Source organism: Nocardioides sp. CCNWLW239 (genome assembly GCF_037137035.1).
Taxonomy (GTDB): domain Bacteria; phylum Actinomycetota; class Actinomycetes; order Propionibacteriales; family Nocardioidaceae; genus Nocardioides.
Map to the genome: position 1 here is coordinate 682,993 of NZ_JBBBNW010000003.1, position 15,471 is coordinate 698,463.

Here is a 15,471-nt window from a genome sequence, read left to right on the forward strand (position 1 = left end):
GGCCAGAGGCGCGGATCTTCAACGTTCTCGCACCGCGTGTCCCGCGTGGTTGCGCGCTCTGGCGGCGTTTTCGGGGCCTTCGGAGCCTGTGCTCGACGTGACATCGACGACCCGGTCCAGCGCGGCGAGTGTCCGCTGGCGATGGGAGACCACCAGCATCGTGGACGGAAGGGTGGCGAGCAGGTCGGTGACCTGACGGGCGGTGGTCTCGTCGAGGTCGGCGGTCGGTTCGTCCAGGATGAGGATCCGTGGTCGTTGCAGGACCGCCCGGGCCAGTCGCAGTCGGGCGCGCTGTCCACCACTGAGGCGAAGGCCGCCCTCGCCGATGTGGCTGGCCGGGGTGATCACCTCTGCGAGGCCGAGCCGGGCGAGCAGGTCCTCGATCTCTGCGTCAGTGGTAGAGGTGTGTGCGACCGCTTCCCGCACGGTGCCGGAGAAGAGAGCGCCGTCCTGCTCGACGGTGGCCAGCGCGGCCCGCAGTGCGCCGTCGTCGACCGCTGAGATCGGTACGCTGCCGGCTCCCGGGCCGACCAGCTCGACCGTGCCGGTGTCGGGGTCCCAGAGCCGGCTGGCGAGCGCGACCACGGTGGACTTGCCCGCACCCGAGGGTCCGCGGAGGCCGACGTGCTCGCCGGGTGCGACGGTCAGGTCGAAGCCGTCGAGCACGCGGCGCTCGTCGTATCCGAAGCCGACTGCGCGCATCCTCAGGCCCAGCGGTCCCTCGGGCAGGGGCGCCAGCGGGGTGTCGCGGGTGAGCGCGGGTGGTCGGGTGAGCTCTTCGCCGACGCGGGCGGCGGCTGCGCGGAGGACGGGCAGTCGGGCGCAGGTGGCGGCGGCGTCGGCGGCCGGTGCGACGGTCGCGAGCGCGAGGACGACCAGAGCAGCGACGTGCTCGGCGGCGACGCCGCGGCCGATGACGCCGACCAGCACGCCCGCGCCGACGAGCGTCACCGCCGCCTCGCGCGCGCCGGCGAGGAGGCGATGGGTGGTCTCGAGCCTTCCCGCTGCCCTGGCGGCCTCGGCGCCGGTCTCCCTGAGCTGACGGCGGATCGGTTCGTGGAGGCCGTAGCCCAGCACCTCGCGAAGGCCACCGAGCACGTCGACGACGCGGTCGGAGAGGGCACTGGTCGCGCCGACCAGCTCGCCTCCGAGGGCCTCGAGACGGCGCCGGCCGAGCGGAACGGTCGTCAGCACGAGCGCGAGCCCGGTGAGGGTGACCAGTGCGAGCAGCGGCTCCACGACCGCGAGGAGGATCAGGCCGAGGAGCGCGTTGACCGCCGCTGCGACGAGCTGAGCCACCGTGTGGGCGTAGAAGAACTCCAGGCGCTCGGTGTCGGTCATCGCGGTCGACGCGGCCCGGCCGACATTCTCGCGATGCCTGCTCGGCAGTGCGACCGCGTAGCGGTCGAAGAGCGTCATCCGGAGCCGGGCGAGCACCCGGAACGCGAGCGCGTGCGACGCGTCCATCTCGCCCCATGTCAACAGTGCTCGCAGCACCACGAGGCTTCCCAGCACGGCCCAGAACCAGCCCGGGGGCGCGTTGCGGAGCACGACGGCGTTCCCGACGGCGGCGGCCAGCAGCACCGAGATGGCCCCCAGGCACACCTGGCTGACGGTCACGAGCACGATGGTCGCGGCGATGGCACGGCGCTCGCCGCCCAGGTGGCCGAGCAGGCCGGTGAGAGGGCGCGCGGAGGCGGTCGTGTCGGTCATACCTGGCTCCTGTCGAGCAGCGGGGCCAGCCTGCCGTCGGCGAGCTCGAGGATGCGCTCGACCCCGTCGAGCGACTCCTCGCGGTGGGCGACCACGACCACGATGCGGTCCGCGGAGAGTCGCCCGAGCGTGGCCGTGACCGTGCGTGCTGCAGCGGGGTCGAGGGCGCTGGTCGGCTCGTCGGCGAGCAGGACCGGCCGGTCGGAGAGGACGGCCCGGGCCAGCGCGATGCGCTGGCGCTGGCCGCCGGACAGGCTCGCTCCGGCGGTGGCGATCACGGTGTCGAGGCCGGCGGGGAGGCGACGTACCTCCTCCTCGATGCCGGCCGCGGCGCACGCCGACCACAGATCCGCCTCGCCCGCGTCGGGGCGGGAGACGCGGAGGTTCTCGCGGACGGTTCCCTCGAAGAGCACCGGGCGCTGGGAGACCACCGCGATGTCGGACGTACGCACCGGCCGGCCGTCGAGGAGTACTCGGCCGCCAGTGGGGGAGAGGTGGGTGAGGACCACGTCCAGGAGGGTGGTCTTCCCGGCCCCGCTCGGGCCGACGACGGCGGTGACGGCGCCAGGCTCGAACGTCGCCCGGACACCGTCGAGGACGGCCGGCCCGTCGCGGTAGGCGAACGAGACGTCGTCGAGGACGAGCGCGGCCCCAGGCGACGTCTCGCGGTCGTCGGCAGTGGTGCCGTCGATCGTGGTGCCGTCGATCGTGGTGCCGTCGATCGTGGTGCCGTGGTCGCTGCCGACGCCGAGTCGTCGCAGTGCCGGGACGGCGGAGGTGCCGAGATAGCCCGCGTGCCAGGCGCCGGCGAGGTCGCGGATGGGCCGGAACACCTCGCTGACCAGCATGAGCGCCAGATAGAGCTCGGCAGGCGGTACCCCGCTGCCGTGGACGCTCGCGACCAGCGCGATCCCGGTGGCTGCGACCGTGCCGCCCTGGACGGCGAGGTCGATGAGCGCGGTGTCGAGCAGCGACGTACGCATCACCCGCACCGTCGCGCGGTGCAGGTCCTCGCTTCTCCGGGCGAGCCGAGCGCGGGCCGAGCCGACCCGGCCCAGCAGGCGCAGTGTCGCCATCCCGCGCAGGGCCTCGAGCAGGTCTGAGCCGAGTCCCTCGTAGGTGTCCCAGTGATGGTCCGAGCGCCGGCGCATGAGCCGCTTCCACAGCAGCGGAGCCAGCAGTGCGGCGGCTGCGGCCAGCCCGGCGGCGAGGCCGGTGAGCGGGTGCACGAGGACCAGCAGGACGGTCACGAGCGGGATCAGCAGGAGCGCCTGGGCGAGCGCAGGAAGGTAGCGGGTGACGTACGCATCGACCCCGTCGACCCCGTCGACGAGCGCCGTCCGCAGAGCGCCGTCACGGCGTCCGGGGTCGTGCAGTGCCTCCGGCACGAGCACGCCGCTCAACGCCTCGTCCCGCACCCCGAGGCGTACGTCCTCTCCCAGCCTCGCCGCGGCGCGCGCCTGCCCCCAGGACAGCAACCAGCGAGCCACCACGATCCCGGCGATCCACAGTGCCGCGGTCGCCACCAGGGCCTCGTCGCCGTCGACCACGGCGAAGAGGCCCTGGGCCAGCACGTAGGCCTGCGGGAGGTAGGTGGCGCTCGTCAGGACCTGCAACCCGACCGTGGCCGCGGCCGGACCGGGATGTCCCAGTGCGGTGCGCAGCAGCAAGGTGTCGATCATCATCCGACGGCTCCGTTCTCGAGGAAAGCCAGCCGCGGAAACATACATGATAATCATTCCCGATACTAGTAAGGTGCTTTCAGCTCACGACCCCACAGGAGTGTGATGACCCCCACCGACATCTCCGTACCGACGGACGAGGCGGCGACGCCCCGGCGCGACCGTGGGACGCTGGTGCCCAGCGCCATCGCTCGGCGCAGATGGCGAGCCCGGTTGCTGAGCCTCGGCCTCGTGGCCGCCCTGATCGTCGTCATCGCGCTGTCTGCGTCGTCGGGCACCGTCGACCTCACCGCGCTCGATACCGCCAAGCTCGTCACCGGCCACCTGCTGCCCGGGATGCCCTGGATGAGCGACGGCACCTACACCGCGCTCCAGGACCAGGTGGTGTGGCAGTTCCGGCTGCCGCGCGCCCTGCTCGCCGCGCTGGCCGGGGCGGCGCTGAGCCTGGCCGGGGTCTTCATCCAGGCGGTCGTACGCAACCCGCTGGCCGAGCCGGCGATCATCGGCGTCTCCTCCGGTGCGGGCGTGGGTGCGGTCTCCGTGGTGGTGCTCGGCGCCGCGGCCGTCGGGGCCTGGATCGGCACGGCGGCGTTCCTGGGTGCCGCGGTCGCGACGGCGGCGGTGTTCGCGGTGGCCTACAAGAACGGCAGCATCGCCCCGCAGCGGCTGGTGCTGACCGGGGTGGCGCTGGGCACCTTCTTCAGCGCGATCACGAGCTATCTCACCCTCACCACCGAGGCGCAGAACGTGTTCAGCGTGATGTTCTTCCTGCTCGGCTCGGTCTCCGCCGCCACGATGACCGACCTGATCGGGCCGCTGGTGGCGCTGGCGGTCGCGATCGGGGTCTCGCTCAGCGCCGGACGCGCGGTCAACGCGCTGCAGGTCGGCGACGAGACCGCCACCGCGCTGGGCGTCCGGGTCAACCGGCTGCGGTCGGTGCTGCTGCTCGCCGCCGCCTTGCTCACCGGCACCGTGGTCTCGGTCGCCGGTGGGATCGGCTTCGTCGGTCTGGTGGTTCCGCACATCGCTCGGGTGCTGGTCGGCTCCGACCATCGGCGCATCGTCCCGGTGGCGGTCTTCGGTGGCGCCCTGTTCCTGTGCGGAGCGGATCTGATCGCCCGCACGGTCTCGGCTCCCGCCGAGGTGCCGCTGGGCATCGTCACCGCGCTGATCGGGGTGCCGTTCTTCCTCTGGCTGATGCGCGGCCGGGCCGCCGATGAGCAGGGGATGGCGCGATGAGGCTCGAGACGCTGGACCTCACCCTGAACCGGGGGAGCCGGGAGGTCGTGACGGCGGCCTCGGTCGTGGTCGAACCGGGCGAGGTCCTCGGCCTGCTGGGCGCGAACGGCAGCGGCAAGTCGACGCTCCTGAGGGCGTGCTTCGGCGCGCTGCGGCCGGTTGCGGGCCACGTCCACCTCGACGGCACAGACGTGGCCACGATGAGCCGCCGCGACATCGCGCGCCAGGTCGCGGTGATGGCCCAGGAGCCGCCGGACGAGTTCGGGCTCACCGTCGCGGAGAGCGTGCTGTTGGGACGTACGCCGCACCGCGGACCGCTGGGGCGCGACAGCGCCGCGGACTGGCTGGTGGTCGACCGGGCGATGGCACTGGCGGGCGTGTCCGCGCTCGCCGACCGGCCGGTTCACCGGCTCTCGGGCGGCGAGCGGCAGCGTACGTTGCTCGCCCGGGCGATCGCGCAGGAGGCCGAGCTCCTGCTGCTCGACGAACCCACCAACCATCTCGACGTCTCCTACCGGTTCGAGCTGATGCACACGGTCGCGGAGCTCGGGATCACCACCGTGGTCGCGCTGCACGAGCTCGATCTCGCGCTGGCCTACTGCGACCGCGTCGCGGTGCTCGATCGCGGGCGCGTCGTCGCGCTGGGCGAGCCAGCCGACATCCTCACGCCGGATCTGGTGCGTGAGGTCTTCGGTGTCGAGGCCAGCCGGATCACCGATCCGGAGGCCGGCACGCCCCACCTGCTCCTGCGCGGAACGTCCGCGCGGACCCGAGAGAGGAACACATGAACACCACCCCACTGCTGCGTGCCGTCCCGGTGGCAGCGCTCACGCTGCTGGCCGCGACCGGATGCGGTGGCACCGGCGTCACGAACGAGGCCGCGGCGAAAGGTGAGGCCGCCGAGGGCTACCCGGTGACCGTGGAGAACTGCGGTCGCCAGGTCACGGTCGAGTCCGCGCCGGAGCGCATCGTCGGGCTCAGCCCGGCCCAGACCGAGCTGCTCGTCCGCCTCGGCCTCGCCGACCGGCTCGTCGGCCAGGCGCAGACCGCCATGCACGAGCTGCCCGAGGACGTCGCCGAGAAGGCGAGCGAGGTGCCCGAGCTGAGCACCGACGCGCCGCCGGCCCGGGAGCAGCTCCTCGACGTACAGCCCGACGCGGTCGTCGCGCCGACCGAATACGAGTTCACTGCCGAGCAGGGTTTCGCCACCATCGACCAGCTCACCGACGCCGGCGTGACGACGTACGTCGCCGCGGGCGGCTGCCCCGAGCGACGCGCCACCGGCGAGGTCACCGACCTGTTCACCGACCTGGAGGCGCTCGGGAGCATCTTCGGGGTCCCGGCTGCGGCCGACGAGCTGGTCACCGAGACCCGGGGTGACCTCGAGGCGGTCGAGAAGGCGGTGGCGGACCGGCCACGACCCACCGTCGCGCAGCTCTTCGTCGAGGGCAAGACGCTCTCCGCGATCGGTGCCGGGGTGGAGTACGACATGATCGAGCGCGCGGGCGGCGAGAACGTCTTCAACCCGGACGAGAAGCTCTTCGAGCAGTTCTTCTCCGCGGTCGTCTCGCCGGAGGAGATCGCCGCGCGCAACCCGGACGCCATCGTCTTCGCCGTGCGCGAGCAGGCCGAGGCCGAGCGGGTCGAGACGTACCTGCGCCAGACCTTCCCCGACGTCACCGCCGTCAAGGAGGACCGCTTCATCGCACTGCGCACCCCGGACACGTTCCCGGGCACCCTCGGCAACGTCGCCGCGGTGCGGACGATCGCGGAAGGCCTGCACCCCGACGCCTTCTGAGCCCGATCCGTGCCGGTCGGGCGGTCCAGGGACTGCTCGACCGGCTCGCGTCTACTCTCCGGCGAGGAGCCGCCAGCCTTCGGCCTGCGTACGCTCGCGCCAGAAGTCGAGGTAGCGGCCGCCGTGTGCGAGGAGCTCGGCGTGAGAACCGCGCTCGACGATCCGGCCGCCGTCGAGGACGACGATCTGGTCGGCGGCGACGACGGTCTGCAGGCGGTGGGCGATGACGATCACCGTACGGTCGGCGGAGAGCGCGGTGAGCGCCTCCTGGACAGCTGCCTCGTTCTCGGCGTCGAGAGCGGCGGTCGCCTCGTCCAGGAGCACGACGGGGGCGTCCTTCAGCAACGCCCGGGCGATCGAGACCCGCTGCTTCTCCCCACCGGAGAGTGTGGAGCCGGCCTCGCCGATCCGGGTCTGCCAGCCGTGGGGGAGCCGCTCGACGATGTCGTCGACGCGCGCCAGCCGGGCGGCCTCGCGCAGCTCATCCTCGGTGGCGTCGGGCCGCGACATCATCACGTTGTCGCGCAGCGTGCCCTCGAAGAGGTAGACGTCCTGGAAGACGATCGAGACGCGTTGCATCAGCGCCTCGGTCCCGAGATCACGTACGTCGACCCCGCCCAGCCTCACCGAGCCCGCCGACACGTCGTGGAAGCGGGCGACGAGGCGCAGCAGGGTGCTCTTCCCGGAGCCGGACGGCCCGACCACGGCCGTCAGCGAGCGTGGCGGAGCGGTGAGCGAGACGCCGTCGAGCACCCGGGAGGTGCCGTCGTAGGAGAAGGCCACCTCGCGCAGCTCGATGCCGCTGTCGGCCGGCTCGCCGGGCACGGCCGGTTCGGGGAGCGGCTCGATCCGGAGGACGTCGAGGACACGTCGCAACGACCCTTCGGCGATCCGCAGCGCGCTGGAGAGCTCGCCGTAGTCGATCAGCGACTCCACGAACCGCACGGTGAGGACGAGGAGCCCGATCGCCGTGGCCGGGGCGAGGGTGCCGCCCAGGCTGAGGTGGACGGCGAGGGCGATCACCAGGGTGAGCAGCGCCTGGATGGAGAGCAGCTGGATCCCGAGACCGCCGAACCCGGTGACCAGCAGCCGTCGCGACGCCCGCTTCTGCTCCCGCAGCGCGGTCTCGACCAGCTCGTTGCCGTGGACGGTGCGCCCGAAGACGCGCAGTGCGGGCTGGTTGAGCGCGAACTCGACCACCCGTGCGGAACCCTCCGCCATGGCGGCGTCGTAGGCACCCTCGCCGCGACCGACGATCGCCGCCAGCAGCCGGGTGGTGGCCAGCACCGCGGCGACGCCCACGAGGAGCGCGAGCGCCAGGCGCCACTCCCAGAACGCCATCGCGACGACCACGGTGATGGGGCTGACGACGGCGGCGATCAGCGGCCGCAGCAGATGCCCCGGCACCGAGGCGATGTCGGTCGCGCCCTTGGAGGCCATCCGGGAGAGCTGCCCGGTGCGGTCCTGGTCATACCAGCCCAGCGGCAACCGCACGGTGTGGTCGCCGAGCCGGGCCAGAGTGATGTCGAGCAGGTCGCAGGCCAGGTCGTAGCCGTCCAGGTTGCCCACTGTCAGCGCGACGTGATGGGCCACGAAGAGGCCGGCGAGCACGGTCAGCCAGGTGGTCGCCGCGTCCCAGTCCTGGCGCAGCGCGGCGTCCAGGACCGCCACGACACAGGCGAAGGCGAGACCCTGGAGCACCCCGGTGGCGACGAACATCGCGACAACCCGGGCGAGCTGGCGCCGATGAGCGGGATCGAGGAGGTCGGAGAGCAGACGGATGATGGTGATCATGCCACCGCCTCCGTAGCGCAAGCGCGAGAGTACGGAAGCGGCGGCCTGATGCCTACTGTCGCTCGCTGACGCTCGCTCATGCCGACTCCTCCCGGGCCCAGCCGTCGGCCGGGTGGGCGCGCTGGTCCGCGGCCCAGAGCCGGGCGTAGCGCCCGCCGCGGGCGAGCAGCTCCTCATGGGTGCCGCGCTCGGCGATCCGGCCGCCGTCGAGGACGACGATCTGGTCGGCCGCGGTGATCGTGGAGAGACGATGGGCGATCACCAGCAGCGTACGTCCGGCGACGAGGCGCGACAGCGCCCGCTGGACGAGCGCCTCCGACTCGGGGTCCGCGGCGGCGGTGGCCTCGTCGAGCACCAGGATCGGGGTGTCGGAGAGGAGGGCTCGGGCGATCGCGACCCGCTGCCGCTCGCCGCCGGAGAGCTGGCCGTCCTCACCGACCACCGAGTCGTAGCCCCGCGGGAGCTCGTCGATGCGGCCGGCGATCTGAGCGGCCTCGGCGGCGCGGCGTACGTCCTCGTCGGGGGCGTCGGGGTGGGCGAGCCGGATGTTGTCCCGGATCGAGGTACGCAGCAGCCCGGTGTCCTGGAAGACGAAGGAGACCTGCTCGTAGAGCTGAGCGCTCGTCATCTCCCGCAGGTCCACGCCGTCGATGGTGATCCGTCCCGAGGCGGGGTCGGCGAAGCGGGGCAGGAGCTTGGCCAGCGTCGACTTGCCGGAGCCGGAGTGGCCGACGAGCGCGGTCACGGTGCCGGGTTCGAGGACCAGGTCGATGTCGTGGAGCACCGGTGACGCACCGGGGGAGTAGGCGAACGACACGGCGTCGAGCTCGACCCGGGCGGACGTCGGTGCGGCGGCAGGGGCGGCCGGCTCGGGGAGCTCCGGCTCGGCCAGCAGCCGCTGGATGCGCCGGGCGGCCTCGGTGGCCTCGCGCAGCTCGCGGGCGGCGTAGCCGGCGACGGTGACCGGTGCGGTCATCGCCAGCCCGAGGACGAGGAACGGCACCAGGTCGGGACCGGTGATCCACGACGCGCGCAGCATCCAGACCCCGGCTCCGAGCACGAGCACCAGGGTCAGCGCCGGCGTCAGGGCGAGCTCCATCAGCAGCATCCCGAGAGCCGAGTGCCGCATCCAGGCCCGGTTGAACCCACCGAACCGGGTCGCCACCTCGGCCAGGCGCCGGTGAGCCTGCCCGGTGGCCCCGAACGTCTTGATCTCCGCGATCCCGCCGGTGTTCTCGACCGTCGCCGCGGCGAGCTCGGCCAGCCCGGCGTCGTAGTCGCGGTAGAGGGCGCCCGCGCCCCGCATCGAGATCCGGAACCCGACCAGCCCGAGCAGGAGCGGGACGAGTGTCACCAGCGCGAGCGGCGGGGAGACCACGACGAGGTAGACGGCGACCACCGTCGGCAGCGTGATGGCCGCGGTCAGCTCCATGACCGAGTGGGCCACCAGATGGTGCAGCGCGGCGACGTCGTCCTGCACCGCCTTCTTGACCGTGCCGGAGCTGCGCTCGGTGAACCACGCCAGCGGCACCCGGCCGAGGCGCGCGACCAGCAGCCGGCGCAGATGGATGGAGAGGTCGAGGTCGGCGACGTGGGAGAGCCAGGACGAGCCGAGCACCGTCGCCAGCCGCGCCAGCAGCGCCGCCACGCTCACCCAGACCACGAACCAGGCACGGTCGCCATCGACATCGGCGCCGGACGCCGCGGGCAGCAGGATCCGGGCCAGCTCGACGATCCCGACCAGCGGCACCAGCCCGGCGACGGTCGAGACGACCATCAGCAGCAGGCTGGCGGCCAGCCTTCCCCGGACAGGACGAAGCGTCTGGAGGAGGGGAGAACGAGGCAACTGTTGTCCTGCCGAGATCGAGGGATTGCTGCGTACGGGATCCGGAGATCAGCCGCCGTGACCGGTCGGGGCGAGGAGCCGCTCGAGCTCGTCCTCCTTCTCGGTCGGCACGACGAAGAGGAGCTCGTCGCCCTGCTCGAGAGGCTGCTCCGGAGTGGGCACGTAGACCTGACCGTCACGCAGCAGCGTGACCAGCGCGCAGTTCTCCGGGAACGGCACCAGGCCGGTGGGCTTGCCGACGTAGGGCGAGTCGGCGGGCAGGGTGATCTCGACCAGGTTGGCCTGCCCCTGCCGGAAGGTGAACAGGCGCACCAGGTCGCCGACGGTGACAGCCTCCTCGACCAGCGCCGACATGATCCGTGGCGTCGAGACGTTGACATCGACGCCCCAGGCCTCGGTGAAGAGCCACTCGTTGTTGGGGTGGTTGACCCGGCCGACGGTGCGCGGCACGCCGAACTCGGTCTTGGCCAGCAGCGAGCAGACCAGGTTGGCCTTGTCGTCGCCGGTGGCGGCGATGACCACGTCGCAGCTGTCGAGCCTGGCCTCCTCGAGGGAGGAGAGCTCACAGGCGTCGGCGAGCAGCCACTCCGCGTCGGCCACCCGCTCGGGCTTGATCGAGCCCGGGTTCTTGTCGATGAGGAGGACCTCGTGGCCGTTGGTGATCAGCTCGCGGGCGATGGACCTGCCCACGGCTCCGGCTCCGGCGATAGCAACTCTCATCGTCAGTCTTCCTCGGGGCCGTTCTTGATGGTCTTGTACGCCTGCGCGGTGTTTTCCTCGCGCATCACGATGTGGAGCACATCGCCCTCCTGGATCACGCTCTCGCGGACCGGGATGATCCCCTCGCCGAGCCGGTCGATCCACGCGATCCGCGCACCGGACTGGCGCTGGAACTTGATGGTCCGCTCGCCGACCCAGGACTCGGGCATGACCACCTGGTCGATGCGGATGTTGCCGGACATGTCGCGGAAGTCGGGCTCGGCGCCGGCCGGGAGCAGCCGGCGGAGCACCTGGTCGGCGGTCCACTTCACGGTCGCGACGGTGCTGATCCCGAGGCGCTGGTAGACCTCGGCGCGGCCCGGGTCGTAGATGCGTGCCACGACCTGCTGGATGCCGAACTCCTCGCGCGCGACCCGCGCGGAGATGATGTTGGAGTTGTCACCGCTGGAGACCGCTGCGAACGCCTCGGCCCGCTTGATGCCGGCCTTGAGCAGGACCTCGCGGTCGAAGCCCATCCCGGCGACCTTGTCGCCGTTGAAACCCGGCCCCAGCCGCCGGAAAGCGTCCGAGTTCTGGTCGATGACCGAGACCGTGTGGTTGCGGTCCTCGAGGCTTCTGGCCAGGGTCGAGCCGACGCGGCCACAGCCCATGATCACTACATGCACTCCGCCACCGTATAGCCTCACCACCTGTGGGTGTAGGCGACGTCTCCAAGAGGATCCTGATCGGCCGCAAGCTCCGTAGCTCGCAGCTGGGCGAGACGTTGCTGCCGAAGCGCATCGCGCTGCCGGTCTTCGCCAGCGACGCGCTCTCCTCGGTGGCCTATGCGCCCGACGAGATCTTCATCATGCTGGCGGTGGCAGGCGCCTCCGCGTACGCCTGGTCCTGGAAGATCGGCCTGGTCGTCGCGCTGGTGATGCTGACCGTGGTCGCCTCCTACCGGCAGACGGTCCACGCCTACCCCAGCGGCGGCGGCGACTACGAGGTGGCGACCGTCAACCTCGGGCGCAACGCGGGTGTGACGGTCGCGAGCGCGCTGCTGGTCGACTACGTGCTGACCGTGGCGGTCTCGATCTCGAACGCCGCTCAGTACGCCGCCAGCGCGATCCCCAGCCTGATCGGCAACGAGGTGCTGGTCGCCACGATCGCGGTGGTGCTGCTCACCGCGATGAACCTGCGTGGCGTACGCGAGTCCGGCACCTTCTTCGCGGTGCCGACCTATCTGTTCATGTTCGCCATCCTCGGGATGGGTCTCTACGGGCTGCTGCTGCTGGTGAACGGCAATCTGCCCGAAGCCGAGAGCGCCCAGCTCCAGATCGTTCCGGAGCCGGGCTGGGAGGGCACGCTCAACCAGATCGCGTTGGTCTTCCTGCTCGCTCGCGCGTTCTCGTCCGGCTGTGCGGCGCTGACCGGTGTGGAGGCGATCTCCAACGGCGTACCCGCCTTCCAACGGCCGAAGAGCAAGAACGCCGCCACGACCCTGCTGCTGCTCGGCCTGATCGCGGTCTCGATGATGATGAGCATCATCGTGCTGGCCAAGCAGATGAGCATCCGCTACGTCGACCCGCACAAGCTGGACCAGCTGCGCACCGCCGCCGGCAACGCCGTACCGGACGGCTACGAGCAGCATCCGGTGATCTCCCAGCTCGCGGCCGGGATCTTCAACGACTTCCCGCCGGGCTTCTACTTCGTCATCACCGTCACCGGCGTCATCCTGGTGCTGGCCGCCAACACCGCCTTCAACGGCTTCCCGGTGCTCGGCTCGATCCTGGCCAAGGACGGCTATGCGCCGCGGTCCCTGGGGGCGCGCGGTGACCGGCTCGCCTACAGCAACGGCATCATCTTCCTGGCCGTGCTGGCGATCGCGCTGATCGTCATCTTCGAGGCGCAGACCACCAAGCTGATCCAGCTCTACATCGTCGGTGTCTTCGTCTCCTTCAACCTGAGCCAACTGGGCATGATCCGCCACTGGACCCGCCATCTGGCCACCGAGCGCGACCCGAGCGAGCGGCGAAGGATGCAGCGCTCGCGGGCGATCAACGCCTTCGGTCTCGGCATGACCGCGGTCGTGCTGGTGATCGTGCTGATCACCAAGTTCCTCGCCGGTGCCTGGATCACGATCCTGGCGATGGGCTTCTTCTACATGGTCATGCTGGGCATCCGGCGCCACTACGACAACGTGGCCCGCGAGCTGGCCGCCGACGAGCAGGACAAGGTCATGCCGACGCGGGTCCATGCGATCGTCCTGGTCTCCAAGCTCCACAAGCCGACCCTGCGCGCGCTGGCCTTCGCCCAGGCGACCCGGCCCAACGCGCTCGAGGCCGTGACCGTCTCGACCAGCGACTCCGACACCGCCGAGCTGCTGCGGCAGTGGGACGAGCGCAACCTGCCGATGCCGCTCAAGGTGCTCCACTCGCCCTACCGCGAGCTGATCCGCCCGGTCGTCGAGTACGCCTCGGCGATCCGCAACGCCAACCCGCGCGGCGTCGTGGCGGTCTACATCCCCGAATACGTCGTCGGCCGGTGGTGGGAGCAGTTCCTCCACAACCAGACCGCGCTGCGGCTCAAGGGCCGGCTGCTGTTCACGCCTGGTGTCATGGTCATCTCGGTGCCCTACCAGCTGGCCTCCGGCAAGGAGCGCGCCGAGGAGATGCGCGAGGAATACTGGCTCGCACCCGGCCTGCGCCGCGGAAGCGGCCGGCGATGAGCCGCCCACGGCGGTCCGCGCCGTCCCGTGGTCGTCGGCCCCGCCCGAAGGCGTCGAAGGGCGAGTCGTACGTCGGTCGGCGGTTCGAGGTCGAGGTCGGCCCGGTCGCGCACGGCGGACACTTCGTCGCCCGGGTGCCGGTAGGTGAGGACTCCCGCGTCGTCTTCGTACGCCACGCCCTGCCCGGCGAGCAGGTGGTCGTCGAGATCACCGACGGATCCGCCGGTGACCGGTTCTGGCGCGGCGACGCCGTCTCCGTGCTCTCGGCTGCACCGGAACGGGTCGTTCCGCCGTGCCCCTACGCCGGGCCCGGCCTCTGCGGCGGCTGCGACTTCCAGCACGTCTCCCTGCCCGCCCAGCGTGAGCTGAAGGCGACGGTGCTGCGCGAGCAGCTGGTCCGGCTGGGCGGCCTGTCCGCCGCCGACCCGCTCGTCGCCGACCTGGTCGTCGAGGCCGTCCCCGGCGACGTCGACGGGCTTCGGTGGCGCACCCGTCAGCGCTACGCCACCGCCCCCGGGGGTGGCCGCGGCATGCGCCGCTTCCGCTCGCACGACGTGATCCCCGTCGACGACTGCCTGATCGCCACGGACGACGCCCGCGAGCCTGGCGCCGGGACCGTCGCCGAGACCGTCGAGGTCGACGGTGTCGAGCATTCCTTCGAGGTCGCCGCCGACGGCTTCTGGCAGGTCCACCCAGGGGCACCTGCGGCACTGGTGTCCGCAGTGATGTCGGCGCTCGCGCCGGCACCGGGCGAGTCCGTCCTGGACCTCTACGCCGGTGTCGGCCTCTTCTCCGCGTTCCTCGGCGACGCCGTCGGCCCGTCCGGACGTGTCGTCGCGGTCGAGGGCGACCCGACCGCCTCCGCGCTCTCGGTCGGCAACGTTCCCTCGGCCGAGGTCATCGCGGGCGACGTGGGCACCGTGCTGGGTCGCCTCGAGGACGGCCCTTTCGACCTCGTCGTCCTCGACCCGCCCCGCGAGGGAGCGCGCCGGGCCGTCGTCGAAGCCGTCGTCGCGCGCTCGCCGCACAAGGTCGCCTATGTCGCCTGCGACCCCGCCGCCCTCGCCCGCGACGTCGCGATCTTCGCCGAGCACGGCTACCGGCTGCGTACGCTGCGCGCCTTCGACCTGTTCCCGATGACCCACCACGTCGAGGCCGTCGCCCTGCTCGCGAAGACCGACGTCAGAACGACCGCACCAGACCGCCGTCGACCCGAAGCTGCTCCCCGGTGATGTAGGACGCGGCCGTCGAGGCGAGGAACACCACGGCGGCGGCGAACTCCTCGGGCGTGCCGTACCGGCCCGCCGGGATGCTGGCCTGGGCCTTGCGCCGCACCTCGCTCGTGCTCGCCCCCATCTTGTCGGCGCGAGCCTGGTCGAGCCGGTCGGCCCGGTCCGTGGCGATCCGGCCAGGCAGGACCATGTTGACCGTGACGCCGCTGCTCGCCACTTCACCGGCCAGCGTCTTCAGGTAGGCCGCCAACGCGGCGCGACCGGTGTTGGACAGCGCCAGGTTGTCGATGGGCTGCTGGATGCCGCTCGACCCGATCGCCACGATCCGGCCCCAGGCCCGCTGCCGCATCCCGGGCAGCACGGCACGTACGAGCCGGATCTGTTGCTGGACGAGCGTCAGCATCGCCGACTCCACCGCTTCCGGAGTGGTGTCGAGCGCCGAGCCGGCCGGCGGGCCGCCACCGTTGAGCACGAGCACCTCGATCGGCCCGAAGGCGTCGATGGTCTGCTCGACCAGCTGCTCCGCAGAACCGGTGACGGTGAGGTCGCACTCGATGCCGACTGCCGACCCGGGCGACACGGACGTGAGTGCGTGGGCCTCCTCCGCCGCCAGCTCTGCCCGGCGCCCGGAGATGACGACGTTGGCGCCCTCGGCCGCGAAGGCACGGGCGCTGGCGAGACCCAGACCTGAGGTGGATCCCGGCACCAGCACGGTGCGTCCGGTGAGTCCGGTGTCCATG

General features: G+C 71.7%; 12 protein-coding genes. 5 read left to right on the top strand and 7 right to left on the bottom strand.

All coding sequences use genetic code 11. The features are described from left to right. Positions 1 to 18: 18 nt before the first annotated feature. Together WBG06_RS15110 and WBG06_RS15115 are read right to left on the bottom strand one after the other, a co-directional pair. The gene (locus WBG06_RS15110; RefSeq protein WP_336737663.1) at positions 19 to 1,713 is read right to left on the bottom strand and encodes an ABC transporter ATP-binding protein; all 1,695 of its coding nucleotides are present in this window, start codon (positions 1,711 to 1,713) and stop codon (positions 19 to 21) included. Beyond that, positions 1,710 to 3,398, bottom strand: coding sequence for an ABC transporter ATP-binding protein/permease (locus WBG06_RS15115; protein ID WP_336737664.1), 1,689 nt, complete (start codon positions 3,396 to 3,398; stop codon positions 1,710 to 1,712). The genes WBG06_RS15110 and WBG06_RS15115 overlap by 4 nt, the downstream gene beginning before the upstream one ends. Before the next feature lie 102 nt (positions 3,399 to 3,500). Between WBG06_RS15115 and WBG06_RS15120 the strand changes: the two genes are divergently transcribed. Genes WBG06_RS15120 through WBG06_RS15130 form a run of 3 tightly spaced genes read left to right on the top strand, consistent with a single transcriptional unit; the run spans position 3,501 to position 6,432 of the window. Continuing rightward, on the top strand, positions 3,501 to 4,634 hold the full coding sequence (locus WBG06_RS15120; protein WP_336737665.1) for a FecCD family ABC transporter permease: 1,134 nt from the start codon (positions 3,501 to 3,503) through the stop codon (positions 4,632 to 4,634). Continuing rightward, on the top strand, positions 4,631 to 5,422 hold the full coding sequence (locus tag WBG06_RS15125; RefSeq protein ID WP_336737666.1) for an ABC transporter ATP-binding protein: 792 nt from the start codon (positions 4,631 to 4,633) through the stop codon (positions 5,420 to 5,422). Before WBG06_RS15120 ends, WBG06_RS15125 begins: the two co-directional genes overlap by 4 nt. Next, the gene (locus WBG06_RS15130; protein WP_336737667.1) at positions 5,419 to 6,432 is read left to right on the top strand and encodes an ABC transporter substrate-binding protein; all 1,014 of its coding nucleotides are present in this window, start codon (positions 5,419 to 5,421) and stop codon (positions 6,430 to 6,432) included. The genes WBG06_RS15125 and WBG06_RS15130 overlap by 4 nt, the downstream gene beginning before the upstream one ends. A 51-nt stretch (positions 6,433 to 6,483) precedes the next feature. Here WBG06_RS15130 and WBG06_RS15135 read toward each other — a convergent pair whose 3' ends face one another. The 4 genes from WBG06_RS15135 to WBG06_RS15150 all read right to left on the bottom strand — a co-directional run bounded on the left by WBG06_RS15135 (position 6,484) and on the right by WBG06_RS15150 (position 11,457). Continuing rightward, positions 6,484 to 8,226 (bottom strand): ABC transporter ATP-binding protein, encoded by a 1,743-nt coding sequence (locus WBG06_RS15135; protein WP_336737668.1) that lies wholly within the window; start codon positions 8,224 to 8,226, stop codon positions 6,484 to 6,486. Positions 8,227 to 8,302: 76 nt separating this feature from the next. Continuing rightward, positions 8,303 to 10,072 carry an ABC transporter ATP-binding protein gene (locus WBG06_RS15140; protein WP_336737669.1) on the bottom strand — a complete coding sequence of 590 codons (1,770 nt, stop codon included), beginning with the start codon at positions 10,070 to 10,072 and terminating at the stop codon, positions 8,303 to 8,305. A 48-nt stretch (positions 10,073 to 10,120) separates the two neighbouring features. Then, complete coding sequence (locus WBG06_RS15145; protein ID WP_336737670.1) at positions 10,121 to 10,792, bottom strand: potassium channel family protein; 672 nt, start codon at positions 10,790 to 10,792, stop codon at positions 10,121 to 10,123. Between the two features lie 2 nt (positions 10,793 to 10,794). Beyond that, complete coding sequence (locus WBG06_RS15150) at positions 10,795 to 11,457, bottom strand: potassium channel family protein (RefSeq protein ID WP_336737671.1); 663 nt, start codon at positions 11,455 to 11,457, stop codon at positions 10,795 to 10,797. Between the two features lie 26 nt (positions 11,458 to 11,483). On the opposite strand from WBG06_RS15150, the gene WBG06_RS15155 reads away from it, so the two are divergent. Further along, positions 11,484 to 13,499 (top strand): APC family permease, encoded by a 2,016-nt coding sequence (locus WBG06_RS15155; RefSeq protein WP_336737672.1) that lies wholly within the window; start codon positions 11,484 to 11,486, stop codon positions 13,497 to 13,499. Then, complete coding sequence (locus WBG06_RS15160; protein WP_336737673.1) at positions 13,496 to 14,731, top strand: class I SAM-dependent RNA methyltransferase; 1,236 nt, start codon at positions 13,496 to 13,498, stop codon at positions 14,729 to 14,731. The genes WBG06_RS15155 and WBG06_RS15160 overlap by 4 nt, the downstream gene beginning before the upstream one ends. Here WBG06_RS15160 and WBG06_RS15165 read toward each other — a convergent pair. Continuing rightward, positions 14,682 to 15,470 (bottom strand): SDR family oxidoreductase, encoded by a 789-nt coding sequence (locus tag WBG06_RS15165; RefSeq protein ID WP_336737674.1) that lies wholly within the window; start codon positions 15,468 to 15,470, stop codon positions 14,682 to 14,684. The genes WBG06_RS15160 and WBG06_RS15165 overlap by 50 nt on opposite strands. Position 15,471: the final 1 nt, after the last annotated feature.

Excerpts from the sequence above, each read along its gene's own strand:
- WBG06_RS15110 (WP_336737663.1), bottom strand. The coding sequence starts at position 1,713 with ATGACCGACACGACCGCCTCCGCGCGCCCTCTCACCGGCCTGCTCGGC.
- WBG06_RS15115 (WP_336737664.1), bottom strand. The coding sequence starts at position 3,398 with ATGATGATCGACACCTTGCTGCTGCGCACCGCACTGGGACATCCCGGT.
- WBG06_RS15120 (WP_336737665.1), top strand. The coding sequence starts at position 3,501 with ATGACCCCCACCGACATCTCCGTACCGACGGACGAGGCGGCGACGCCC.
- WBG06_RS15125 (WP_336737666.1), top strand. The coding sequence starts at position 4,631 with ATGAGGCTCGAGACGCTGGACCTCACCCTGAACCGGGGGAGCCGGGAG.
- WBG06_RS15130 (WP_336737667.1), top strand. The coding sequence starts at position 5,419 with ATGAACACCACCCCACTGCTGCGTGCCGTCCCGGTGGCAGCGCTCACG.
- WBG06_RS15135 (WP_336737668.1), bottom strand. The coding sequence starts at position 8,226 with ATGATCACCATCATCCGTCTGCTCTCCGACCTCCTCGATCCCGCTCAT.
- WBG06_RS15145 (WP_336737670.1), bottom strand. The coding sequence starts at position 10,792 with ATGAGAGTTGCTATCGCCGGAGCCGGAGCCGTGGGCAGGTCCATCGCC.
- WBG06_RS15160 (WP_336737673.1), top strand. The coding sequence starts at position 13,496 with ATGAGCCGCCCACGGCGGTCCGCGCCGTCCCGTGGTCGTCGGCCCCGC.
- WBG06_RS15165 (WP_336737674.1), bottom strand. The coding sequence starts at position 15,470 with ATGGACACCGGACTCACCGGACGCACCGTGCTGGTGCCGGGATCCACC.